Here is a 22831-nt window from a genome sequence, read left to right as displayed (position 1 = left end):
GACACCTGAGAGTAGGTTTATTTATTTGCGTAAGGGGAGTCTGTTTTGTTACGCCACGCTTTTAGTATTCATCCCGAACTACAAGGCAAGGATTGTCTATGAATGCCGAAAAAACCGACGTTGTGAACCAGAAAAAAGGTTTTAACGCCATTATTAACCGGATAAAAGCCGATCCGAAAATTCCGCTTATTATTGCGGGATCGGCGGCGATTGCCATTTTTGTTGCTGCTTTTTTATGGCTACAAAGCCCTGATTATAAAGTGCTTTATAGTAATCTTAGCGATAAAGATGGTGGCGAAATTGTCACACAGTTAACACAAATGAATGTACCCTATCGCCTATCACAAAATGGTTCTGCGATTATGGTACCTGACAATCAGGTTCATGAATTACGCCTGAAACTCGCACAAGCGGGGCTTCCAAAAGGTGGAGCTGCCGGTTTTGAACTACTTGATAAAGAAAAGTTTGGGATCAGCCAGTTCAGTGAACAGATTAACTATCAACGTGCACTTGAAGGGGAGCTTGCTCGTACCATCGAAACCTTAGGTCCAGTGCAAAATGCTCGTGTTCATTTAGCATTACCTAAACCCTCTCTTTTTGTTCGTGAGCAAAAATCACCTTCTGCTTCTGTAACAGTAGGTCTGCTGCAAGGTAGAGCCTTGGACGAAGGTCAAATTAATGCCATCGTACATATTGTAGCAAGTAGTGTTGCAGGTATGCCCGATAGTAATGTGACCATTGTTGATCAAAGCGGTAAGTTATTAACACAGCCCGATGCTTTAGGTCGTGATCTTAATTCTATTCAACTCAAATATGTCCAAGAGTTGGAAAGTCGCTACCAGCAACGTATTGAAACACTATTAGGCCCTATTGTTGGGCGTGGTAATGTTCATGCGCAGGTCACCGCTCAAGTTGATTTTTCTCATACAGAAGAAACCGCTGAAGAGTACAAGCCTAATCAGCCCCCTAACCAAGCTGCAGTACGCTCAAAACAAGTGAGCCAAAGTGAGCAAAATGGAGGCATGTTAGCTGGCGGTGTGCCCGGTGCGTTATCTAATCAACCTGTTGCACCACCGCAAGCGCCGATTGAAAAAGCCAAAGACACGGCGGCTGATGAGAAAGCAACATCTACCAATGCTAATCGTTCAATGACGCGTAATCCAAACAGCAATAGCCGTTTAGATGAAACAACCAACTATGAAGTAGATCGTCGTATTCGTCATGTTAAACGACCTGTTGGCAATATTGAGCGCCTTTCTGTTGCGGTAATCGTCAATTACAAAACCGTAGAAGACAAGAAAAAAGCAACAGAAGGTGAAGAGCCTATTGTCGAAAATAAACAAGTTCCGTTAACCGATGAACAGCTTCAACAAATTGAAAGTTTAGTACGTGAAGCGATGGGTTATTCCCAAGAGCGCGGTGACTCTTTAAGTGTGGTTAATTCTCAATTTAACGATACCGAAGAGCCAGTGATTAGCGTTCCTGTGTGGGAAAATCCACAAATATTGGCTAAAGCATTAGATTTAGGCCGCTGGTTATTGCTTGTTATCATCGCGTGGATCTTATGGCGTAAATTAGTGAAACCGCAACTTGAAAAACGCCGTGAAGCAGAAGTCGCCGCACAAAAAGCGATTTTGAAAACCAAGCTTGAAGTGACAGATGATGTCAACGAAGCCGAATTAGATGAAGAATCAAGACGTAAACAAGCACGTCAACGTGTTAGTGCCGAATTACAAAGCCAACGCATTCGAGAGATGGCAGAAAAAGATCCTCGTGTTGTAGCCATGGTAATTCGTCAATGGATGAGTAAAGAACAATGAGTAATGACTTAACTGGAACCGAAAAAAGCGCCGTTATGTTACTGACATTGGGTGAAGATCGCGCAGCAGAAGTATTTAAACATCTAACGACACGTGAAGTGCAACAACTGAGTATTGCGATGTCTTCTATGCGTCAGATCTCCAATCAACAACTCATTGATGTGATGGCAAGCTTCGAAGAAGATGCTGTTCAGTATGCAGCATTAAATGTGAATGCTAATGATTATTTACGCTCTGTACTCGTTAAAGCCTTAGGTGAAGAGCGTGCTAATAATCTGCTCGATGAGATCTCAGAAACCCGTGAAACCACAACCGGTATTGAGACACTTAACTTTATGGAGCCACAAATGGCTGCCGATATTATCCGTGATGAACATCCACAGATTATCGCCACCATTTTAGTTCACTTAAAACGTGGTCAAGCCGCTGATATTCTTGCTCTGTTTGATGAAAAATTACGTAATGACGTTATGTTACGTATCGCAACATTTGGTGGTGTTCAGCCATCAGCCTTAGCTGAATTAACGGAAGTACTGAACAATTTACTTGATGGTCAAAATCTCAAACGTAGCAAAATGGGTGGTGTTCGTACTGCAGCTGAAATTATCAACTTGATGAAAAGTCAGCAAGAAGAAAATGTTATCACCGCAGTACGCGATTACGACGGCGAATTGGCACAGAAAATTATCGACGAAATGTTCCTGTTCGAAAACCTTATCGATATCGACAACCGTTCAATTCAGCGCATTCTACAGGAAGTGGAATCCGAATCCTTGGTTGTGGCATTAAAAGGTTGCGATCAAGAACTACGCGATCATTTCCTCAACAATATGTCGCAGCGTGCTGCTGAAATTATGCGTGATGACTTGGCGTCTCGTGGACCTGTTCGCATGTCTCAAGTGGAAGCTGAGCAAAAAGCAATTCTGCTTATTGTACGTCGCTTAGCTGAGAGCGGTGAAGTTGTTCTTCATGGAGGAGACGATACCTATGTCTGATAAAAATACTGATACAAACTGGAAGCCTTGGGTTCCAAAAGAACTTATTGACTGGGAATTAAAAGTCAAGGAAGACACGGGGTTAGACGAGAAGGAAGACGAAAATCAAGAAAAAGAAGTCGTTCAGCAACAGAAAGTCCTCGAGCAAATTAATATGCTTGATGACATGAAAGAAAAGGCCCAAAAACTGGGCCATGCTGAAGGCTTTGAGGCAGGGAAAAACCAGGGTTATCAGGAAGGCTATCAGGCAGGATTACAATCGGGTATCGAAGAAGGTATCCGTCAAGGCATTGCTAAACAAGAACCTTTTATTAATGAATGGCAAGGCTTATTAGCTGAATTTAGGCATTCATTAAATGGTTTAGATAGTGTTATTGCCTCACGATTAATGCAGATAGCACTCACAGCAGCCAAAGAAGTACTTGGACAACCTGCGGTCTGTGATGGCTCTGCATTACTTGCTCAAATTACACTGATGTTGCAACAAGAGCAGATGTTTGCAGGGGATCCACAGCTACGGATTAACCCTAAACATATCCCTCTGATTGAAAAGGAATTAGGCGATTCCCTTACCGCCCACGGTTGGAAAGTGGTGGCTGATAATAGTATCCATGTAGGGGGATGCCGTGTTGTAACCAATGATGGTGATCTTGATTCCACAATTGCGACACGTTGGCATGAATTGTGTCGTCTTGCTGCACCGGAGGCGTTGTAATGACCGCAAGATTGGGGCGTTGGTTAGAAAAACTCGCTGATGCAGAATCTCGTTTAAATAAAATTCCGCGCATACGCCAATATGGTCGCTTAACCCGTGCTACAGGCTTAGTCATGGAAGCTAAGGGGCTAGTTATGCCCCTTGGCTCTACCTGCTTAATAGAACGTACCATTGGTAAAACGGTTGAAGAAGTTGAAAGTGAAGTCGTCGGATTTAACGGTAGCCAAATGTTACTCATGCCACTACAAGAAGTGGAAGGATTAACCCCAGGTGCTCGAGTCTACGCTCAATCGATCCCCGGTCGTGAAGGCGAAGGCCGACAATTACCCCTTGGTGATGCCTTATTAGGCCGCGTACTTGATGGCTCAGGTGATCCGCTAGATGGTTTACCGCCGCCAGATACCAGTTATCGTGCACCACTGATTACACCACCTATCAACCCATTACAACGTACCCCCATTACAGATGTACTTGATGTGGGTGTACGTGCCATCAATGCACTACTTACGGTCGGCCGTGGCCAACGTATGGGACTCTTTGCCGGCTCGGGTGTCGGGAAAAGTGTTCTATTAGGTATGATGGCGCGTTTTACTCAAGCCGACGTCATTGTCGTGGGGCTTATTGGTGAACGTGGTCGTGAAGTTAAAGACTTCATAGAGAATATCCTAGGTAAAGAAGGATTAGCACGCTCAGTGGTAGTAGCAGCACCTGCTGATGTTTCGCCACTCTTGCGAATGCAAGGTGCTTCTTATGCAACCCGTATTGCCGAAGATTTTCGTGATCGCGGTAAACATGTTTTATTAATTATGGATTCGTTAACTCGCTATAGCATGGCGCAGCGTGAAATTGCCTTAGCCGTTGGTGAACCGCCGGCGACAAAAGGTTATCCCCCTTCTGTATTTGCAAAATTACCCGCACTTGTTGAGCGTGCCGGTAATGGCGTTGATGGTGGTGGCTCCATTACTGCTTTCTATACCGTGTTAACAGAAGGTGACGATCAGCAAGATCCAATCGCTGATTCTGCCCGTGCTATTTTGGATGGCCATATCGTGCTTTCGCGTTCACTGGCGGAATCGGGTCACTACCCTGCTATTGATATTGAAGCGTCCATTAGCCGTGCGATGACCTCACTGATTGATAAAACACATTATCGCCGAGTACAAGTATTTAAGCAGCTATTATCCAGTTATCAGCGCAATCGCGACTTAATTAATGTAGGGGCTTATGCTGCAGGCAGTGATCCTATGCTGGATAAGGCGATTGCCCTTTATCCATCATTAGCAAAATTCTTACAACAAGATATTCAAGAGCAATGTAGCTATCAACATGCTTGTGAACAACTTAATCAACTGATCACACTAGATTCATTCTGAACATAATCAGAAAAAGTAAAGAGGGTTCCAATGCGGGAGCAGTCACCTTTAGTGACACTGAGGGAACTGGCACAGACAGCGGCAGAACAAGCCGCTGTCCAACTAGCCCAAGTCCGCCAGAGTCATCAACAGATGGAACAGCAACTCAATATGTTGATCGGGTATCAGGATGAATACCGTGTTCGTCTCAACCAGACGTTAAATGTGGGAGGCATGTCATCAGCATCATGGCAAAACTATCAACAGTTTCTCAAAACACTTGAATTAACTATCGAGCAACATAAACAGCAACTTCGTCATTGGCAAGCGCAACTCGACCTTGCAACGGAACATTGGCGAGAAAAACAGCAACGACTCAATGCGTTTGAGACATTGGAGCAACGCGCTGAAGATAGCCGTAAGCGACAACTTGATCGTATTGAGCAGAAACAAATGGATGAGTACGCACAGCGTAGTACTTTACGGAGAACAACTTGATGGAGATAACGCTTCTGACCATGGATGTCACTGCAACCTCTCCGGGAACGACATCCGCTACAACAAGTCAACCCGGTGATAATGCGTCGACATTTGCACAACTTCTGAGTACTCAACCTCAGAATACACCCAGTGATAAAAAAAACGCCTCTATTTCAGGCCATTCCTCAAAAGAGAATAAGGCGCACAATCACACTGAAAAAAATAAAGACCAACAAAATGATGACGATATTGATACTATTGTCACTGAATATGCGGCATTAGAGGCGCCAGCAACGAAAAATACCCATCTTGCCCTCTCGTTACCTGATAATGAGCAATTTAGCTCAATTCTTGAAAATAAAACGGCCTCTTCATTAATGTCCGCAGAAGAATTAGCGGCAGAGCTTCCAGTACAACTTGCCGGACTTGCAGGGTTAAAATCTACATCGCTTTCAGCCAACCAAGCTCATCAGCCACATTTATTGGGAACCTCGTTAAAGCATGCTGGGAATGGAAACGAGTTATCTCACCTTATGGCAGAAAATGCCCGTGCTGAACGTGATCTTGTCGATAAATGGCAACAATTCAATACGCAAGCTAATGCAGATGACAAATCATTACTTGCTCAATTACGCCCTGAAACAGCGTCATTAACCCAACTTGCAACACATGAAGCTCGCCATTTAACGAATGGGCATTCAGCAAAGAAAGTTGATAACGCTTCACTGTTATCTTCCGTGGCAGAAAAAGCGGATGGATTGTTAGCCGATGACAAAGCATCAGCCAATACAAAATTAGCCGATAATCTGGCAAACCAAATAATCGGTAATAACCGTATTGCTGAACGCGATCTACACAATAGATTATCGACCTCTTCGGTGTTTGCCTCTTCATCAGTAGCAAATCATGCGCAACCGTCATCAATGATGCAAGCGCAAATGCACTTTCCTTCGATGCCTACCCCGATGTTAAATGCACAAATAGGCACACCGGAATGGCAACAGCAACTCAATCAGCAAATTGTGATGTTTAGTCGTAATGGTTTACAAAAAGCTGAGCTACGTTTACATCCCGAAGAGTTGGGTTCATTACATATTCGCATGAAAATTGAAGATGGACAGGCTCAATTACATCTTGCCTCTCAAAATGGACAAGTGCGTACTGTGTTAGAAAATTCCCTGCATCATTTGCGTCAAGCGCTCTCTGAAAATGGGATACAACTCACACAAAGTCAAGTGTCTAGCGACAGTCATGACGGTTGGCAACAACAAAATATGTCAGATTCCTCTCAATTTAGTGGAAATGGTGCCGATAATCATCAAAGAAGCGAGGGTAATTCTATGCAATTAGCCTCAGAAACGGCACAAAAGATAACCCTTACGCCTCAAGAGTTAGCCTCTGCTCGTGGTGGTGTCGATATTTTTGCCTAATACAAATGTATTGGGAGGACACACTATGTCAATAAACGTAAGAGTTAATGGTTTTTTCCCTATCTGTTTCTGCCATTAAAAAACAGAAATAGCGGGATAATTAAGGTTGATTTAGATGGATATGGAAGTCCACAAAAGTGAACACGTATCCACTACAAAACAGGAATTTAACTGTCCATGTCTAATTACAGCAATGAACGTAAAAGCTATAGCTTAATTCTGATCATCCTATTATTGGTGATCGCCATTATTGCAGCGGCATTCGGTGGATATAGTTGGTGGGCATTGAAGCATGCTAAATCAGGTACTACGGGCACTAGTCAGCAAAAAGTTATACCGGCCCCCGTTTTTATGTCATTAGAGCCTTTTACCATCAATCTGATTGATGAAGAAGAACATTTAGATCGCGTACTCTACATAGGGATCACGTTACGCTTACATGATGAGAATACACGTAAGCGCTTACATGATTATTTACCCGAAGTTCGTAGTCGCTTGCTACTACTTCTTTCTCGTCAACACGCTAATAAAATTGCAACAGATGCGGGGAAACAACAACTCATGACAGAAATAAAAGAAACGCTGAGACCGACTCTTGTACCGGGTGAATCTGAACAGATCCTCTCCGATGTACTGTTTACCACGTTTATTCTGCGATAATCATTATGAGCGATAATATCCTTTCACAGGCAGAGATAGATGCTCTGCTGAATGATGACACATCAGGTGACGACGCCCAAAAAGGCGCGAACAGGGAACCTGCGATAGCGAAGGATCCGAATGAACCGGATATTCAGCCTTATGACCCGAACACGCAACGTCGTGTCGTTCGAGAACGGTTACAGTCGTTAGAAATTATTAACGAACGTTTTGCGCGTCAATTCCGTATGGGGCTGTTTAATATGCTTCGCCGAAGCCCTGATATCACGGTTGGTGGCATAAAAATTCATCCTTATCATGACTTTGCCCGTAACCTACCTGTACCAACTAATCTAAATTTGGTGCATTTAAAACCGTTACGCGGCACAGCGTTATTTACCTTTGAGCCGAATCTGGTTTATATCGCGGTTGATAACCTGTTTGGTGGCGATGGGCGTTTTCCAATTCCCGTTGAAGGACGCGAGTTCACCAATACAGAGCAGCGTATTATCAACAAAATGTTAAAACTGGCACTTGATGCCTATCGTGATGCTTGGGACTCCATCTTCAAAATTCAAGTTGAATATGTTCGTTCTGAGATGCAGGTAAAATTTACCAATATCACCTCATCACCAAATGACATTGTGGTGACGACACCTTTTCAAGTAGAAATTGGCTCTATGGTAGGGGAATTTAGTATCTGTATTCCTTTTGCCATGATTGAACCGCTACGTGAACGGCTAATCAATCCACCAATTGAAAACCTTCGCCAAGAAGATAGCGTTTGGTTAGACAGTTTAGTAAACCAAGTTAAGCACTCAGAGCTTGAGTTGGTTGCTAACTTTACTGACATTCCGCTGCGTTTATCAAAAGTCCTTACCCTGAAAAAAGGGGATGTGCTCCCTATTGATAAACCAGAAAGATTGATTGCACATGTTGATGGTGTGCCGGTATTAACAAGTCAATACGGTACAGTCCATGGGCAATACGCCCTTCGTGTTGAACATTTAATTAACCCTGTTTTAAACGCTCTGGATGAGGAACAAACCAATGAGTGATGAAAATCGCCCAACTGATAATTCACAATCGGCTGAGGATATGTGGGCTGATGCAATGGAACAGCAAACTGGCAAAAGCCAAGATAATAGTTCCGACGTATTCGAACATCTGTTACCTGAAGATGATACGCTTAATCATCTATCTGATATCAATTTGATTATGGATATTCCTGTCAAATTGACAGTAGAGTTAGGGCGTACCAAAATGACGATTAAAAAACTCCTAAGCCTATCACAAGGCTCTGTAGTGTCATTAGATGGGCTTGCGGGTGAACCCCTTGATATTCTTATCAATGGCTACTTAATCGCCCAAGGAGAAGTCGTGGTCGTTTCTGATAAATATGGTATTCGCATTACCGATATCATCACCCCTTCAGAACGTATGCGCCGTCTGAGTCGTTGATCTATGGAACAGATCCCTTCCTTTTCCAGCCAAGGTGCGGTTAATACTGCCGCACCCGCCACAACGCAAACTATCCAAACACCGGCGCAACCTTTACCCGTTGGACAAAGCCTTGTGCAAGTCAGCACCGCGCTTGCGGGTATTATTGTACTGATCATTGTTGCAATGTGGCTTTTCCGCCGTTTTGGCTTTGCTCGCGGTACATTTAAAGCTAATCAAGCACAACTCACGGTTAAAGCGAGCTGTTCATTAGGTACCAAAGAGCGTGTTGTCGTTGTTGAAATCGAGCAGGAATGGCTTGTATTAGGGGTTACGGCATCGCAGATTAATCTGTTACACACCTTACCTATTCCTAATCATGCCTCGCAGGAAGCGCCTATACCACCTTCTTCACCGTTATTTATTCAATTATTACAAAAAACGCTAAAGCGAGATAAAGGCAACTCATAATGCATCAGTGTGTCTCTTATTTTAACGCATTAAAGCGCTGGCCTCTCTTCGCTAGTGTCCTTATTTTGTCACTATTGCCAAGCCATGCGTTTGCTCAATTCCCCAGTGTTATTTCACACCCATTACCGGGAGGTGGCCAAAGCTGGTCATTGCCAGTACAAACACTGATTTTTATCACAGCCCTAGGTTTTATTCCCGCCGTATTACTGATGATGACGAGTTTTACTCGGATTATCATTGTGCTGGGTTTATTGCGTAATGCGTTAGGGACACCTTCAGCTCCCCCTAATCAAGTGGTACTGGGTCTTGCGCTATTTATGACATTTTTTATTATGGCACCGGTGTTTGATAAAATTTATCAAGATGCTTATCTCCCTTTTAGTGAAGATAAAATCACTTTTGAACAAGCACTCGATAATGGCTCACAACCACTGCGCCAGTTTATGATGCAACAAACGCGCGAAACCGATCTTGCACTTTTTGCTCGTCTTGCTGATGCCCCCGCATTTGAAACACGCGATAGCGTACCTATGCGAATTTTAGTACCTGCTTATATTACCAGTGAGCTAAAAACTGCTTTTCAAATTGGTTTTATGATTTTTATCCCTTTTCTCATCATAGACTTAGTAGTTGCCAGCGTCTTGATGGCACTCGGTATGATGATGGTGCCACCCGCCACCGTTTCACTGCCTTTTAAACTCATGTTATTTGTATTAGTCGATGGCTGGCAGTTAATACTTGGCTCATTGGCTCAAAGCTTTTTTAACTAGCAAAGAGGTTCTTTATGACGCCTGAATCTGTTTTAGCATTAGGAACGGAAGCGATGAAAATTGCCTTATCCCTTGCTGGACCTCTATTATTGTCTGCACTGGTTACCGGTTTAGTAATAAGCATGCTGCAAGCAGCAACACAAATAAACGAAATGACACTGTCGTTTATTCCTAAGATCCTTGCTGTATTAGCGGCTATTTTAGTCGCAGGTCCGTGGATGCTCAGTTTGTTATTAGACTATATGCATAACTTATTTACGGGCATTCCAGGAATGATTGGCTAATAACAATGATAACCTTGACCAGTGAAATACTTAATGGCTACATCAGTGATTTTTTCTGGCCATTTGTGCGTATTTTGGCACTCTTTAGTACCGCGCCTTTGTTTAGTGAAAAACAGACACCTAAAAAATTTCGTATTGGACTCGCCTTTTTAACCACGGCGTTAATTGCACCGGGGCTACCGCAAAGTCAAGTACCTCTCTTTTCTATCATGGCTTTTTGGGTACTGATCCAACAAATTTTAATTGGCACAATTTTAGGGTTATCTATGCAGTTAGCTTTTGCTTCTGTACGTCATGCAGGAGAAGTGATTGGTTTACAGATGGGGCTGTCATTTGCGACTTTCGTCGATCCCTCAGGTGGCCCGAATATGCCTATTCTTGCTCGTATCTTTAACATGTTAACCATGTTGCTTTTTATGGTGTTTGATGGGCATTTATGGCTGTTATCGGTATTAGCAGATACTTTCTATGTTGTTCCTATTGGAAATCAGACCTTTAATTCATTGGGTATCCTTACTTTAGTACAAAGTGGTGGCACTATATTTATTAACGGGATGATGTTAGCCATGCCATTAATTACTCTACTATTAGTACTCAACCTTTCATTAGGTATTTTAAACCGTATGACACCACAGCTTTCTGTTTTTGTGGTCGGTTTCCCTCTTACCCTCACGATCGGTATGTTGGCGTTATCACTGATTATGCCGGCATTACCTGTGTTTACTGAGCGTGTCTTTAGCGATACATTCAATCGTATTACCTTAATATTGCAGCAATTAGTTTCTTGAAAAACCTGATGATTGAGATTGTGTTATCTATTTTTCCATTGGCTAATTAAATTAAATCTGCTTTTTGTCACTTGTTTTGTTTATTCCACAATTAATATATCATTTGCTATAAACCAGTGATGAATAAAGTCAGCTAGATAACTTAATATTCGTGCTAAAGGATCAGCACGGGCACTTACTGCTACTGCGACTAAAGTCATGCATAAACCTTGTACTGACTTCATTCGTTACAGATAAAAAAATCCCCTGATAAATATCAAGGGATAATCGCTTATTTTATAGAATAAGATGCTATTTACTATTACGACTAAATTAACGATACATCTTAAACATCGACATCTCTTTCATGTCATTAAAGACTTTATAAGATGCCTGTAATACCGACTCTTCTTGATAATAATCTGAAATTGCTTGTGTCCAATCTAAGTCACGTAACTCACTTAAGCGTTTAGCATTTCTTAATGAGGTATCGGCACCTAAACTATCCAAATTTTCAAGTTCTTGAAGCTGTAAACCTAATTTAGCTTCCACACTAGAAATATTATTTAATGTGGCGCGATTAACACGGTTAGCCGTATTAATCTTATCTAATGCAGCATCACGATCAGCTTGTGGTTTTCCAACTAGAGGTTCACGTAGTGCACTGATGGCTTCATCTAAGGCATTAAAAATATCTGGCTCTGTGCCTTTTCCTCCCGATGATTGTAACGTTTCTATCCCTGTAAAGTTGGATACCATTTCAATATTGCTATCAACTTTTTGAGTAATTTGCTTGTCTCCACCTTGGTAGGTGATTTTACCCGTTTTGTCAGCAACAAAAGGTGGTTTATCTGTTTGGAAACCAGCAAAAACATAACGTCCAACACCATCTTTCGTATTGCCAATCCCCACTAACTGATCTTTTAAACCACTTAATTGTTCCGCGAGAGAGGCACGATCTTCATCACTTAATGCGCCATCATTACCGGCAGCCACTAATGTTTCTTGAATTTTTGTGGTGATATTGACCATTTGGCTTGAAAGGCTCATTTGCAATGACATGCTGTTTTTAGCAAATCCACGTGCTGTCGCATATTGCTGATTACGCGCTTCAGATTGCTTAACCATTACCGCTTGTGAGGCCGCCATCGGATCATCAGAAGGTTTTTCAACACGTCGACCACTGGAAATTTTATTCCCTTCTGTCATCCATCTACTTTGCGAGCTAGTAATATTATCCACTCGCTGAGTGTAAATTTGATTTGAACTTAAACGCACGATTTATTCCTTAATCAAAGAGGGTTTATAAGACCTGCATAATCGCATCAAACATGGTATTTGCAGTTTGAATAACTTTTGCATTTGCCATGTAATACTCTTGGATACGATACATTTCGCCGTATTCTTCATCCAAGTTGACCCCTGAAACCGATTGTTGCTGTGTTAAAATACTGCTGGTGATCGCATTTTGCGCATCATAATCAACTTGCGCAGTATTCACTTTATTACCCACCATACTTATTAGTGAGCCATAACCACCAGCAATTGTTGCTTTACCATCGATAAGTTTTTCATCGGGTAATTCGAACAATTTTTTCATGTTCTCATTATCACTAGGTCCAGAGTCTTTTGTACCCGCGGCAGCTATTTTGCTTGGATCGCTGATTGCAACACTCATTCCTGCAATCACGTTGCCTACAGATTGAACAACGATAGAATCGCCCTCTTGTGCAGCTCCATTGACTTTGATGCTCATTCCTTCGAATTCTAATTCACCCGTTGTTGCATTAGGTGTTGCTGTAAATTTACGATTCCCCGGCTCTACAGTGACATTCCATTTACCACCTTCATACTTAACCGTATAATCCGCAGCTTTAACTTCTCTTGTGTCAGTGTATTTGACATCGAAAGTCGCATCACCTTTGTTCTTACCATTAGGCATGGTATGTGCCCCACCTAGGTTGAAGAACTTATCACCTTTATCGCCGTTTAAATCAAAACCTTGCTCATGTTGTTTATTAAATTGATCGCCCAACACTAAAGCTAATTGGTTTAATTGATTTCGGCTGGCATCTAATACTTCATTACGGCTACGGTAAGCGCCACCTAATTCACCGCCATTAATACGTTTAGCATCAACTTCACGGACTTCATCAATACCGTTGCTATAACCAACAACAAGGCGTTCACTGTTTTTACTGGAAGGAATAGCAGAGACTTCATAAGAGCGCGTCCCCGCAACAAGAGGAAGACCATTGGCAAAGCTGACATTAACAAACCCGCCATCTTGTTGGGTCACTTGTACATCAACTAGCGTATTTAGCTCTTGAATTAAGCGGTCGCGTTGGTCGAGCAGATCATTAGGCTCGGCACCATTAAAACCTTGTGAGCGGCTAATTTCTTGATTTAATTTAGCTATCTGCTTGGAATATTCATTAATATTCTTAGTGGTATTAGTGACTTGGCTATTAATGTCTTTTTCGAGATCGCGTAATGATTGATCCGCTTTGTTAAACATATTCACCATTGCTTCCGCTTTACCCAGTATGGTGGTACGAGCTGGGTTATCTTCCGCATTGTTCGTTACATTAGGTAAGCTGGTAAAGAAGTCATCAATTGCACTGGAAACATCATTGCCTTTATCCGCTAATAAATTATTTATTTGCGAGATATTTTTGTTATAGCTATTTAAAGCACTCTGTTTTGTTACCGCACGATTCATTTGCCCCGCAAGGAACTCATTATATTCGCGATGAACACGACTCACATTAACACCATTTCCAATATAACCATTACTGGTCATCGTGCCACCGTTTTCATTAAATACGGTCATTTGACGGTTATACCAATTTACTTTTTGGTTAGCGATATTATTACTAATTGTGCTCATCGCAGCTTGTGCTGCATTAAGCCCGCTCATCGCTGTATTAATTAAATTGTTGGACATTTGTCTATCCTTTTACGTTTAGTCATCTCCTGTATGTTCGGAGCATAACTAGGCAATTGATATGGATGCTCTGCTATTTGTTATCGGTTATTCCCCTCTAAACTTGAGGGGAGAATAGTTAAAAGAGTTCACTTAAATCATGCGTATAAGTTTTCGCAACTTGCTCACCCTGTCCCTTTAATTGCCCTATAATAGAAACAAGTTTTTTGGCATACCCCGGATCGGTTGCATAACCGGCTTCTTGAATATGATAAGCAGCCTGTTCTGGTGTTTTGGCTTGCGGTACTTTGGCATAGCGCGGGCTTTCCGTAAGCAATCTTAGATAATCTTGGATAGCCTCCACATAAGAGCCGTAGACACGGAAATTATCACGCATCTTGATTGATTTACCGTCAATCACTTCCGTTGTCATAATATTAGTGACAGGCCCTTTCCAATAACGCCCCGCTTTAATACCAAACAGGTTGTAGCTCGGTTTTCCATCACCCGTTAAAATTTCTCGTTTACCCCAGCCAGATTCTAGTGCCGCTTGTGCTACAACTAAAAGATGATGAATACCTGTACCTTGTGTCGCTTGTTTAGCAGGCCCTAACAATTTAGCGGCAAAAGAAGCGCTACTTTCAGACAATCCTTTTAACTTGCCTACCGTACTTTCAACTGCATTTTGTAACGGTTGCATCGCACGATAGAGCTGGCCTAATGCTTGTGTTGGCATTGATTGAAAAATATCACTGCTGTCTAATGGCATCGGCGTTTTACCGGCCAGTTCGCTCGGTTCCATCGTTACTTTAGCTGACAGTTGTTTTTCAATCATGTCAGCAAACCCCAAGCCTTTTTTGGATAAATCTTGAGCAATTTGCTGATCATAAAGAGAGGTGTACATTTTAGTGCTTTCTGAATTGAACATACTCTCTTGTGGAATAGCTTCACGCATACTTTTTAACATCATTTGCACAAAAACCCCCTCAAGTTGCTGCGCCACTTGGCGCAGTCCTTGCTGATCGGCATTTTGTCCAACCTGATATTTAAGTTTATTCAATGCGTTACTATCATATGCCGGCGTTGAAATATTCGGCATTGAAGAAAGCAGAGATAACTCTTTCATCAGATAATCTCCAATCTCGCCCGTAAACAACCCGCACTTTCCATCGCTTGTAATATCGACATGAGATCTGTTGGGGTCGCACCTAGCGCATTGAGTGAACGGATCACTTCATTGAGGCTAGCACTGGCGTTGACTTTTTGTAATGAACCACCCTTTTCATTGACATTAACACTCGTATTACGTGACACAACTGTACTACCACCTGCAAAGGGGGTATTCGGTTGACTCACATTCACTTGGCTATCTACCGTAACAGATAAGTTGCCTTGTGCGATGGCACAGCTACCTAATACCACATCACGGTTCATTACAACGGAACCTGTTCTTGCATTGATAATCACTTTAGCATCAGCAATAACTCGTTTTACCTCAAGGTTTTGCACATCAGCTAAGAAACGAACTTGTTCACTTTTACCAAGAGGCACACGTAATTGCACCGTACGGGCATCAAGAGGAAGAGCCGTTCCTACCCCTCGTAGTTTATTAATCGCATCAGCAATACTTTGTGCTAGCGTGAAGTTTTCTTCGTTAAGCTGTAAGTTTAATAATCCCGTTTGACCACACTGAGAAGGTAACTCACGCTCAATAATGGCACCGTTACTAATACGTCCACCCGCTAATTGATTGACTTTTACGCTGCTGCCCCCCGCAGAAGCACCAGAGCCACCGACAATAATATTCCCTTGGGCTACCGCATAAACCTGACTATCTACCCCTTTAAGTGGGGTCATCAGTAACGTACCACCTCGTAAACTTTTGGCATTACCTAATGAAGAAACAACCACATCGATAGATTGCCCAGTACGACCAAAAGGAGGTAGTTTTGCTGTCACCATCACTGCCGCGACGTTTTTTAACTGCATATTGGTGCCCGCAGGTACGGTGATCCCCAATTGTGAGAGCATGTTATTTAGACTTTGCGTGGTAAAAGGTGTTTGCATGGTTTGGTCACCCGTACCATCGAGGCCGACAACCAAACCATAACCAATCAGCGCATTTTCTCTTACCCCTTCAACCGAAGTAAGATCTCTGATCCGTTCGGCATGGGCAGAAAAGCCGACACATGTCATCACGATAAAGAAAAGGCTAATCGCTAATTTTTTCATCTAGATCCTACTCGTTAAAAAGGTGATACATTTAAGAAGAAACGTTGTAGCCATCCCATGGATTGCGCTTCATTAATATAACCGTCTCCGATATATTCAATACGCGCATCAGCAACTTGGGTTGAATTGACCGTGTTTGAGCCACTGATAGTGCGCGGATTCACAACGCCTGAAAATCGAATAAATTCAGTACCTTGGTTTATCGCAATTTGTTTTTCACCCACAACGTGTAGATTGCCATTTGCCAATAACTGATCAACCGTTACCGTAATGGTGCCTTTAAAGGTGTTATTTGCATTAGCACCACCTTTACCACCGAACTCACTGTTTCCTTCCATGCCCATATCAGTACGGCTATTCCCTAATAATCCTTCTAAGAACCTTGGTGTGATAGAAGCAAGGAAACCGGCTTTACCATTGCGACTGGCATTCGCCGACGAGTTTTTACTGGCACTGACATTTTCTTGCAAGGTGATAGTCAATGTATCGCCAATATTTCGCGGTCGCCTATCTTCAAATAATGGCTGATAACCAAAATAAACCGGCTGAGTAGCCTGAAAAATAGAGCCATTAGGTGCTGGTGTGGTAGGCGCAGTAGGTATTGCCGTGGTGTGTCCTTCAACCAATGGTTTTTTCGGTATCTGAGCGCACCCTGCTAGTGTCAGTACCAACAGGGCGGTACCTAAACGTTGATGACGACGCCATCTGACACTAAGCTTGCTTGCCCCAGAATTGTCAGTAATGACCTTTGTATCCATCTTCGATACTCTTTTAGTAATACGCCTGACAGAAATTCTGTCAGGCTAATGAATCAACGAAATTAGAGTTGCGTGAGTTTCTGTAACATCTGATCAGAAGTTGAAATCGCTTTACTATTAATTTCATAAGCACGCTGAGTCTGGATCATATTGACCAATTCTTCCGCGACATTAACGTTAGAGGTTTCAACATATCCCTGATATAACAAGCCCGCACCGTTAATACCCAGCGCATTCTCAGTGGGTGCTCCGGAGCTGGCTGTTTCTAAGTACAGATTTTCCCCAACACTTTCTAACCCGCTATCATTAATAAATGTGGTGAGGGTTAATTGTCCTACTTGTTGAGGTGCAGGCGATCCTTCAATCTCCACACTGACAATACCATCACGACCTACCATCACCTTTTTAGCGGTTTCTGGCAAAATAATCGCTGGGACGATTTGAAAGCCACTGGAGGTCACTAATTGCCCATTTTGGTCCATTTGAAAAGAGCCATCACGAGTATAAGCATCCGTACCATCAGGTAATTGAACATGGAAAAAACCTTGCCCTTTGATAGCAACATCACGCGTACCATTAGTTTGGGCTAAATTACCTTGGCTATGTAAACGTTCTGTCGCCACTGGGCGAACACCAGTACCAATTTGTAAACCAGAAGGCGCATTCGTCTGCTCGGATGTCATCGCTCCCGGTTGACGAATAGTTTGATAGAGTAAATCCTCAAAAACCGCACGCTGGCGTTTAAAACCATTTGTGCTGACGTTTGCGAGGTTGTTGGAAATCACATCCATGTTAGTTTGTTGTGCATCCAACCCTGTTTTAGCAATCCATAAAGAACGGATCATGGTTTTCCCCTTACACTATTTAACTCATTGATAGCAATTGGTTAGCGCGCTGCGCATTATCATCTGCACTGTGGATTACCTTCATTTGCATTTCGAAACGGCGGGCATTGGCAATCATATCGACCATAGCTTCAGCAGGATTGACGTTGCTACCTTCTAATACACCAGCAAGGACTTTGACGTTATCGTCCGCAGGTAACGTTTCACCCACTCGTGCTGTACCTTGAGGTGATAGGTGAAATAGACCATCATCGCCTCGTACCAAATCATTTTGTTCTGGCTTCACCATTTTTAGGCGACCAATTTGCCCTAGCATTTTTGGTGGATCGGTAGGGACATGAGCTGTGACAATGCCGTTATTAGCAATGCTAATTTCCGCTTGTGGTGGCACTTCAATTGCGCCATTATCGCCCATCAAAAGACGCCCTTGTACCATCAACATGCCATCAGCGTTACGCTCAATATTGCCGTTTCGGGTATACGCTTGCGTACCATCTTCAAGTTGAACAGCCAAATAGCCATTATCACTTAAAGCAACGTCCATCGGTCTGCCGGTGTAATTCATCGTTCCCTGACGCTGATCACTACCGGGCGTTGACGCGACGGTAAGTGTACGCGTCGGTAAGGTTTCGCCATTGATAGGTACGGCTCGCATCGCACTAAGTTGCGCTTTAAACCCTGGTGTTGATGCATTTGCTAAATTGTTCGCCACGACAGCTTGGTTTTCCATTGAGTGTCTGGCACCGCCCATCGCGGTATAAATCACATGATCCATAACAGATGATTTCCTGCGTTATTAGCGCATGCTAACTAGTGTTTGCAGGATCTGATCCTGAGTTTTGATAGTCTGCGCATTAGATTGATAGTTACGTTGAGCAACAATCATGTTAACTAACTCTTGGCTCATATCTACGTTAGAGGCTTCTAAGGCATTGTTGGTTAATTTACCGAATACGCCAGAGCCTGCCACACCAACAATGGGTGAGCCTGAACCATTGGTTTCAGACCACATATTGTCACCTTGTGAACTTAAGCCACCAGGATTGGCAAAGTTAGCTAATGCGATTTGACCAACCACTTGGCTTTGTTGGTTTGAGTAGGTCGCCATAATGGAACCATCTGGCTCAATACGGAAATTGGTAAATTCCCCTGCTTGATAACCATTTTGCGCGAGTTTAGAGACACTTGATTCAGCGACTTTTTGCTGCGTACTACCACTAAAGTTCATTTCCATATCCATGGGTTGTGAACCTTTATAAGCAACGGTAGTAAAGTTTTTCAGCTTAGGTGCTGTTTCATCTAGTACCCCGTTATCCTTATAAACTAATTTACCCAGATCTTGTGCTGGCTCACCTGTTGTGGTGTCTTGAGCATAAACACTCCATTCGTTATCTTTGGTTTTAACAAAGAATAAGTTCAGGTTATGTTCATTACCTAAGCTATCGTAGGTTGTCACGTTAGTACTAAAGTTATAAGAATCGTTATCTTTGGGATCAAATTTATGTGTTGTTTGATCGATAGCCTCTTCAGCTGAATTCAAGTTAACCGTCATATCCATTTTATCGGTTGCACTTGCATTCATCATATCGGTAGGAATAATGATAGGCGTTGGTGTTGCCCCTTTTTGTACTACATTTTTACCGTCTACGTTTTGTACTGGATAACCTGTAATACGCATGCCTTGCATATTAGTGAGATAGCCGTTTTTATCTTTGCCAAATTCACCATTACGTGAATAGAAAACGCCACCGTTACTATCTTCAATACGGAAGAAACCACCACCAGAAATCGCCACATCGGTTGGGCGGTTAGTAGTCGTGATACTACCATCTTTAAAGTTTTGGCTAATGCCTGATACTTTTACACCAAGCCCTGCACCAGAGCCGGCAAAAACATCGGCAAAAGAGACTGTTGCCCCCTTAAAACCGTAGGTTGCAGAGTTTGAGATATTATTACCAATAGTATCTAAATTAGCGGCTGCTGCATTTAAACCACTGACTGCTTGAGAAAAGGACATGCGCCCTCCATTATTGAATTAATGTTGATTAAAAAACTTTACGAATTTCGTCCAATGAAACGATGACACCGAGGCCAACATCAAGATGAGGTTTTCCCTCTTTCATAGAAACGGAATTGACTATCGCACTTTTAAGTGTTTTTACTGGAACTTGAGCATCATTAAATGTGGCATTTACTGTAAATTGATATTTTCCAGTAGGAACTTTATTACCATCATCATCAGTGCAATCCCAAAAGAAGTGATAAACATCCGGCAGAATTTTTGAATTCATTTCGATCGTGCGAACTTTAGCCCCACTACTATCAGTAATATTGACTGTAAGCGTATCTATTGGACTAAAGGATTCAAAACCAAAAGCGCTGGAGAAGATATTTTCATTATCTGTCGCATCAGTAGATGCACGTAACTTACCTAATTTAGTATCAGGTGTTGTATCTTTATCTGTATCTTTATCTGTATCAGATCCAGCGTTTTCACCATTATTAATCTTATCAACGCTGATTTCATTACCGGCAATCATCACCATATGATTAACCAATGAGGTCGCACGTAATGCCTGACTTTGGTCAATTTGCCCAACAATGGTATTGACTGTTTTATTTAGCGTCTCTATCCCTTCAACCGTAGAAATCTGTGCTAACTGTGACGTTAACTCATTATTCTGCATTGGATTGGTGGGATCTTGGTTTTGCATCTGCGTGATAAGCAACGTCAGGAAATTACCTTTAATATCATCACTCCCCCCTTTTTTAGTGTGGTAGGATGAAGGCGCTTCCCCGATAATGGTATTATCAGTAGGTTCATTCATTGAGGCAGAAATACCCACAATTTATTCTCCCTATTGACCTATCATTAACGTTTTTTGCATCAGCGATTTCGCTGTATTCATCACTTCAACGTTAGCCTGATAACTTCTTGACGCCGAAATGGTGTTGATCATTTCACCGACTACATCGACATTAGGCTTACGCACATAGCCTTTTTCATCTGCAAATGGATTTCCTGGCTGATATTCCATACGAAAGGGTGTCGGATCATCCACTACTTGCGTAACATGAACACCACCAATATCTTGACCCGCTGGCGCATTCACTTGGAAAACCACTTGTTTTGCACGGTAAGGTTCACCATCAGGCCCCACAACGCTATCTACGTTGGCCATATTACTTGCACTGACGTTTAAACGTTGTGATTGTGCTGAAAGTGCAGAACCTGAAATATCGAAAATACTAAATAAAGACATACTCTTTATCCTTGTTGCAATACAGCCATCATGCTTTTAACTTGAGAGTTAATAAATGTCACATCTGCCTGATATTTAACGCTATTATCGGCAAAATTACTCCGTTCCATATCCATATCGACCGTGTTACCATCCATCGATGTTTGATGAGGAACCCGATAAAGCAAATCAGCCTCTAAGCGATAACCCGGCTTAATAGGAATATGGCGTTCTGATGTCATTGTCAGTTGCAATCCATGACTACCAGTACGCCCGTTTTCCATGGTTTTTTTCAACTCAGCCGCGAAATCAATATCCCGAGCTTGGAAGCCTGGCGTATCAGCATTAGCAATATTTGCCGCCAAAATTTCTTGGCGTTTATTACGTAGTGAAAGCGCTTCTTGTTGAAAATGAAACGTATTTTCTAATTTATCGAGCATCTTCTATCCTTGGTGGCTAAACCACTCACCTCAGCTGATAAAACAATTTCAGTTAACAGAATAAACGCTCAAAAAAAAGATGATTGGAGGAATAGGGGTAAATTGAATTGCTATTTATGCGTTTAAGGTATGTGAAGAGGATGTACACTATTTTGGCTAAATAAGTTTAACCACACCATTAGCATAAACTTTATAAGGTGATACAAACTATGTCTGTTAGAACGTTTATCGGTGTTATTTCTTTTTTCTTTATAGTAAATAGCGGTATAGCCAATCCCCTACCCGAAGCGCTACAGCAATTTTTCCAAACGCGCCACCACAAAGACGATAAAGTCACCGTAACCGTTTTAACCCCAGAGGATAAATGGCCACATTGCCAACAACAAGAAATCCTACAGCATGCAGGCTCTCGCAATTGGGGACGTCTTTCTATCCCCATTCAGTGCGATAATCAACGTCGTTTTATACAAGTAGATGTGAGTGTTTATGGACAATATTTAGTCGCTAAAAAAGAGATTAATCGTGATGATGTAATAACAAAATCTTCGATTAAGATCATAAAAGGAGATTTAGAAAAGCTACCTTATGACGTGTTAAGAGATGCTGTTTTTATTAAAAATGCCATTGCTATGCGCCATATTGCGACCGAAAAACCAATAACATCAACTATGGTTCGTCGCCCTTGGGCCATTTTAGCGGGGCAGACTGTAACGGTTTTTGCACAAGGTGATCACTTTCAAATCCGTTATGAAGGAAAAGCGATTAACAATGCCGTTGCCAATGAAAGTATTCGTATACGGGTCAAATCAGGGCAAATTATTACTGGTGAAGCGCTGGAAAATGGCTCTGTACGTATCCCCTTGTAATACATTAAAGATAACAATTAAAGGTAACGATAAGCAGAATAAGCCTATATTAAATGACTTGTTAACCGTTTTAATGATAGCAAGGCAAGGTAAACTCTCTTGCACTATAAGTTGAATAAAAACGCTGCTTGTAGACTAGTGCTAATGAGTACGCTACAGCTTGAAGTACGACGAGAAAATACTCTAAATAATTCAAGTTATAACTAGGCGGCAAGCGAATGAGTTGCTAGGAGCATACATAAGTATGTGACTAGTGCGAATGAGTGATGCCAACAACGCTACAGCTTGAAGTATGACGAGAAAATACTCTAAATAATTCAAGTTGTAGCTAGGCGGCAAGCGAATGAGTTGCTAGGAGC

25 protein-coding genes are annotated in these 22831 nt (G+C 42.2%); 14 read left to right on the top strand and 11 right to left on the bottom strand.

Features of this window, described 5'->3' with window-relative positions:
• Positions 1 to 98: 98 nt before the first annotated feature.
• The 13 genes from fliF to fliR all read left to right on the top strand — a co-directional run bounded on the left by fliF (position 99) and on the right by fliR (position 11184).
• A complete protein-coding gene (fliF, locus tag ACYUCW_RS04035) occupies positions 99 to 1820 on the top strand; it encodes a flagellar basal-body MS-ring/collar protein FliF (protein ID WP_107336933.1) in 1722 nt (573 codons plus the stop codon).
• Positions 1817 to 2815 carry a flagellar motor switch protein FliG gene (gene fliG / locus ACYUCW_RS04030; protein WP_004243510.1) on the top strand — a complete coding sequence of 333 codons (999 nt, stop codon included), beginning with the start codon at positions 1817 to 1819 and terminating at the stop codon, positions 2813 to 2815. The genes fliF and fliG overlap by 4 nt, the downstream gene beginning before the upstream one ends.
• A complete protein-coding gene (gene fliH / locus ACYUCW_RS04025; protein WP_004243511.1) occupies positions 2808 to 3530 on the top strand; it encodes a flagellar assembly protein FliH in 723 nt (240 codons plus the stop codon). Before fliG ends, fliH begins: the two co-directional genes overlap by 8 nt.
• Positions 3530 to 4903 carry a flagellar protein export ATPase FliI gene (fliI, locus tag ACYUCW_RS04020; protein WP_004243512.1) on the top strand — a complete coding sequence of 458 codons (1374 nt, stop codon included), beginning with the start codon at positions 3530 to 3532 and terminating at the stop codon, positions 4901 to 4903. Before fliH ends, fliI begins: the two co-directional genes overlap by 1 nt.
• Positions 4904 to 4933: 30 nt before the next feature.
• Positions 4934 to 5380: a flagellar export protein FliJ gene (gene fliJ, locus ACYUCW_RS04015; protein WP_004243513.1), complete on the top strand. Its 447-nt coding sequence runs from the start codon at positions 4934 to 4936 to the stop codon at positions 5378 to 5380.
• Positions 5380 to 6792 carry a flagellar hook-length control protein FliK gene (locus ACYUCW_RS04010; RefSeq protein WP_163748512.1) on the top strand — a complete coding sequence of 471 codons (1413 nt, stop codon included), beginning with the start codon at positions 5380 to 5382 and terminating at the stop codon, positions 6790 to 6792. The genes fliJ and ACYUCW_RS04010 overlap by 1 nt, the downstream gene beginning before the upstream one ends.
• 177 nt (positions 6793 to 6969) lie before the next feature.
• On the top strand, positions 6970 to 7452 hold the full coding sequence (gene fliL, locus ACYUCW_RS04005; RefSeq protein ID WP_004243519.1) for a flagellar basal body-associated protein FliL: 483 nt from the start codon (positions 6970 to 6972) through the stop codon (positions 7450 to 7452).
• A 5-nt stretch (positions 7453 to 7457) separates the two neighbouring features.
• Positions 7458 to 8489, top strand: coding sequence for a flagellar motor switch protein FliM (fliM, locus tag ACYUCW_RS04000; protein ID WP_460408225.1), 1032 nt, complete (start codon positions 7458 to 7460; stop codon positions 8487 to 8489).
• The gene (gene fliN / locus ACYUCW_RS03995) at positions 8482 to 8892 is read left to right on the top strand and encodes a flagellar motor switch protein FliN (RefSeq protein WP_004243521.1); all 411 of its coding nucleotides are present in this window, start codon (positions 8482 to 8484) and stop codon (positions 8890 to 8892) included. Before fliM ends, fliN begins: the two co-directional genes overlap by 8 nt.
• A gap of 3 nt (positions 8893 to 8895) precedes the next feature.
• Positions 8896 to 9342 (top strand): flagellar biosynthetic protein FliO, encoded by a 447-nt coding sequence (gene fliO / locus ACYUCW_RS03990; RefSeq protein WP_004243522.1) that lies wholly within the window; start codon positions 8896 to 8898, stop codon positions 9340 to 9342.
• Positions 9342 to 10112 (top strand): flagellar type III secretion system pore protein FliP, encoded by a 771-nt coding sequence (fliP, locus tag ACYUCW_RS03985; protein ID WP_004248331.1) that lies wholly within the window; start codon positions 9342 to 9344, stop codon positions 10110 to 10112. The genes fliO and fliP overlap by 1 nt, the downstream gene beginning before the upstream one ends.
• A 14-nt stretch (positions 10113 to 10126) precedes the next feature.
• Positions 10127 to 10396: a flagellar biosynthesis protein FliQ gene (fliQ, locus tag ACYUCW_RS03980; RefSeq protein ID WP_004243524.1), complete on the top strand. Its 270-nt coding sequence runs from the start codon at positions 10127 to 10129 to the stop codon at positions 10394 to 10396.
• A gap of 5 nt (positions 10397 to 10401) precedes the next feature.
• Positions 10402 to 11184, top strand: coding sequence for a flagellar biosynthetic protein FliR (gene fliR / locus ACYUCW_RS03975; protein ID WP_004243525.1), 783 nt, complete (start codon positions 10402 to 10404; stop codon positions 11182 to 11184).
• 312 nt (positions 11185 to 11496) lie between these two features.
• Here fliR and flgL read toward each other — a convergent pair whose 3' ends face one another.
• The 11 genes from flgL to flgB all read right to left on the bottom strand — a co-directional run bounded on the left by flgL (position 11497) and on the right by flgB (position 21606).
• On the bottom strand, positions 11497 to 12441 hold the full coding sequence (gene flgL / locus ACYUCW_RS03970; RefSeq protein WP_163748510.1) for a flagellar hook-associated protein FlgL: 945 nt from the start codon (positions 12439 to 12441) through the stop codon (positions 11497 to 11499).
• Positions 12442 to 12466: 25 nt separating this feature from the next.
• Positions 12467 to 14110, bottom strand: a complete 1644-nt coding sequence (gene flgK, locus ACYUCW_RS03965; protein ID WP_460408224.1) for a flagellar hook-associated protein FlgK — start codon at positions 14108 to 14110, stop codon at positions 12467 to 12469.
• Between the two features lie 118 nt (positions 14111 to 14228).
• A complete protein-coding gene (flgJ, locus tag ACYUCW_RS03960) occupies positions 14229 to 15215 on the bottom strand; it encodes a flagellar assembly peptidoglycan hydrolase FlgJ (RefSeq protein ID WP_004243530.1) in 987 nt (328 codons plus the stop codon).
• Positions 15215 to 16321: a flagellar basal body P-ring protein FlgI gene (locus ACYUCW_RS03955; protein ID WP_460408223.1), complete on the bottom strand. Its 1107-nt coding sequence runs from the start codon at positions 16319 to 16321 to the stop codon at positions 15215 to 15217. The genes flgJ and ACYUCW_RS03955 overlap by 1 nt, the downstream gene beginning before the upstream one ends.
• A 14-nt stretch (positions 16322 to 16335) precedes the next feature.
• A complete protein-coding gene (locus tag ACYUCW_RS03950; RefSeq protein WP_004243532.1) occupies positions 16336 to 17079 on the bottom strand; it encodes a flagellar basal body L-ring protein FlgH in 744 nt (247 codons plus the stop codon).
• Between the two features lie 62 nt (positions 17080 to 17141).
• The gene (flgG, locus tag ACYUCW_RS03945) at positions 17142 to 17924 is read right to left on the bottom strand and encodes a flagellar basal-body rod protein FlgG (RefSeq protein WP_460408222.1); all 783 of its coding nucleotides are present in this window, start codon (positions 17922 to 17924) and stop codon (positions 17142 to 17144) included.
• 19 nt (positions 17925 to 17943) lie between these two features.
• Positions 17944 to 18699 carry a flagellar basal body rod protein FlgF gene (locus ACYUCW_RS03940; RefSeq protein ID WP_004248338.1) on the bottom strand — a complete coding sequence of 252 codons (756 nt, stop codon included), beginning with the start codon at positions 18697 to 18699 and terminating at the stop codon, positions 17944 to 17946.
• Positions 18700 to 18720: 21 nt separating this feature from the next.
• Positions 18721 to 19941, bottom strand: a complete 1221-nt coding sequence (gene flgE, locus ACYUCW_RS03935; RefSeq protein ID WP_004243535.1) for a flagellar hook protein FlgE — start codon at positions 19939 to 19941, stop codon at positions 18721 to 18723.
• A 28-nt stretch (positions 19942 to 19969) separates the two neighbouring features.
• Positions 19970 to 20770, bottom strand: a complete 801-nt coding sequence (locus ACYUCW_RS03930) for a flagellar hook assembly protein FlgD (RefSeq protein ID WP_036918557.1) — start codon at positions 20768 to 20770, stop codon at positions 19970 to 19972.
• A gap of 12 nt (positions 20771 to 20782) precedes the next feature.
• Positions 20783 to 21187, bottom strand: a complete 405-nt coding sequence (gene flgC / locus ACYUCW_RS03925; protein ID WP_004243537.1) for a flagellar basal body rod protein FlgC — start codon at positions 21185 to 21187, stop codon at positions 20783 to 20785.
• Positions 21188 to 21192: 5 nt separating this feature from the next.
• Positions 21193 to 21606 (bottom strand): flagellar basal body rod protein FlgB, encoded by a 414-nt coding sequence (gene flgB / locus ACYUCW_RS03920; RefSeq protein ID WP_004243538.1) that lies wholly within the window; start codon positions 21604 to 21606, stop codon positions 21193 to 21195.
• A 209-nt stretch (positions 21607 to 21815) separates the two neighbouring features.
• On the opposite strand from flgB, the gene flgA reads away from it, so the two are divergent.
• The gene (flgA, locus tag ACYUCW_RS03915; RefSeq protein WP_004243539.1) at positions 21816 to 22472 is read left to right on the top strand and encodes a flagellar basal body P-ring formation chaperone FlgA; all 657 of its coding nucleotides are present in this window, start codon (positions 21816 to 21818) and stop codon (positions 22470 to 22472) included.
• The last annotated feature ends 359 nt before the right edge of the window (positions 22473 to 22831 follow it).

This window comes from Proteus sp. MB838, from assembly GCF_054767435.1.
Note: the sequence above shows the minus strand (reverse complement) of the source record. Positions and strands in the feature narration are given on the sequence as shown.

Bases quoted from the DNA above. Each gene is read 5' to 3' on its own strand.
- fliF (WP_107336933.1), top strand. From the start codon at position 99: ATGAATGCCGAAAAAACCGACGTTGTGAACCAGAAAAAAGGTTTTAAC.
- fliG (WP_004243510.1), top strand. From the start codon at position 1,817: ATGAGTAATGACTTAACTGGAACCGAAAAAAGCGCCGTTATGTTACTG.
- fliH (WP_004243511.1), top strand. From the start codon at position 2,808: ATGTCTGATAAAAATACTGATACAAACTGGAAGCCTTGGGTTCCAAAA.
- fliI (WP_004243512.1), top strand. From the start codon at position 3,530: ATGACCGCAAGATTGGGGCGTTGGTTAGAAAAACTCGCTGATGCAGAA.
- fliJ (WP_004243513.1), top strand. From the start codon at position 4,934: ATGCGGGAGCAGTCACCTTTAGTGACACTGAGGGAACTGGCACAGACA.
- ACYUCW_RS04010 (WP_163748512.1), top strand. From the start codon at position 5,380: ATGGAGATAACGCTTCTGACCATGGATGTCACTGCAACCTCTCCGGGA.
- fliL (WP_004243519.1), top strand. From the start codon at position 6,970: ATGTCTAATTACAGCAATGAACGTAAAAGCTATAGCTTAATTCTGATC.
- fliM (WP_460408225.1), top strand. From the start codon at position 7,458: ATGAGCGATAATATCCTTTCACAGGCAGAGATAGATGCTCTGCTGAAT.
- fliN (WP_004243521.1), top strand. From the start codon at position 8,482: ATGAGTGATGAAAATCGCCCAACTGATAATTCACAATCGGCTGAGGAT.
- fliO (WP_004243522.1), top strand. From the start codon at position 8,896: ATGGAACAGATCCCTTCCTTTTCCAGCCAAGGTGCGGTTAATACTGCC.
- fliP (WP_004248331.1), top strand. From the start codon at position 9,342: ATGCATCAGTGTGTCTCTTATTTTAACGCATTAAAGCGCTGGCCTCTC.
- fliQ (WP_004243524.1), top strand. From the start codon at position 10,127: ATGACGCCTGAATCTGTTTTAGCATTAGGAACGGAAGCGATGAAAATT.
- fliR (WP_004243525.1), top strand. From the start codon at position 10,402: ATGATAACCTTGACCAGTGAAATACTTAATGGCTACATCAGTGATTTT.
- flgK (WP_460408224.1), bottom strand. From the start codon at position 14,110: ATGTCCAACAATTTAATTAATACAGCGATGAGCGGGCTTAATGCAGCA.
- flgJ (WP_004243530.1), bottom strand. From the start codon at position 15,215: ATGAAAGAGTTATCTCTGCTTTCTTCAATGCCGAATATTTCAACGCCG.
- ACYUCW_RS03955 (WP_460408223.1), bottom strand. From the start codon at position 16,321: ATGAAAAAATTAGCGATTAGCCTTTTCTTTATCGTGATGACATGTGTC.
- ACYUCW_RS03950 (WP_004243532.1), bottom strand. From the start codon at position 17,079: ATGGATACAAAGGTCATTACTGACAATTCTGGGGCAAGCAAGCTTAGT.
- flgG (WP_460408222.1), bottom strand. From the start codon at position 17,924: ATGATCCGTTCTTTATGGATTGCTAAAACAGGGTTGGATGCACAACAA.
- ACYUCW_RS03940 (WP_004248338.1), bottom strand. From the start codon at position 18,699: ATGGATCATGTGATTTATACCGCGATGGGCGGTGCCAGACACTCAATG.
- flgE (WP_004243535.1), bottom strand. From the start codon at position 19,941: ATGTCCTTTTCTCAAGCAGTCAGTGGTTTAAATGCAGCAGCCGCTAAT.
- flgC (WP_004243537.1), bottom strand. From the start codon at position 21,187: ATGTCTTTATTTAGTATTTTCGATATTTCAGGTTCTGCACTTTCAGCA.
- flgB (WP_004243538.1), bottom strand. From the start codon at position 21,606: ATGCTCGATAAATTAGAAAATACGTTTCATTTTCAACAAGAAGCGCTT.
- flgA (WP_004243539.1), top strand. From the start codon at position 21,816: ATGTCTGTTAGAACGTTTATCGGTGTTATTTCTTTTTTCTTTATAGTA.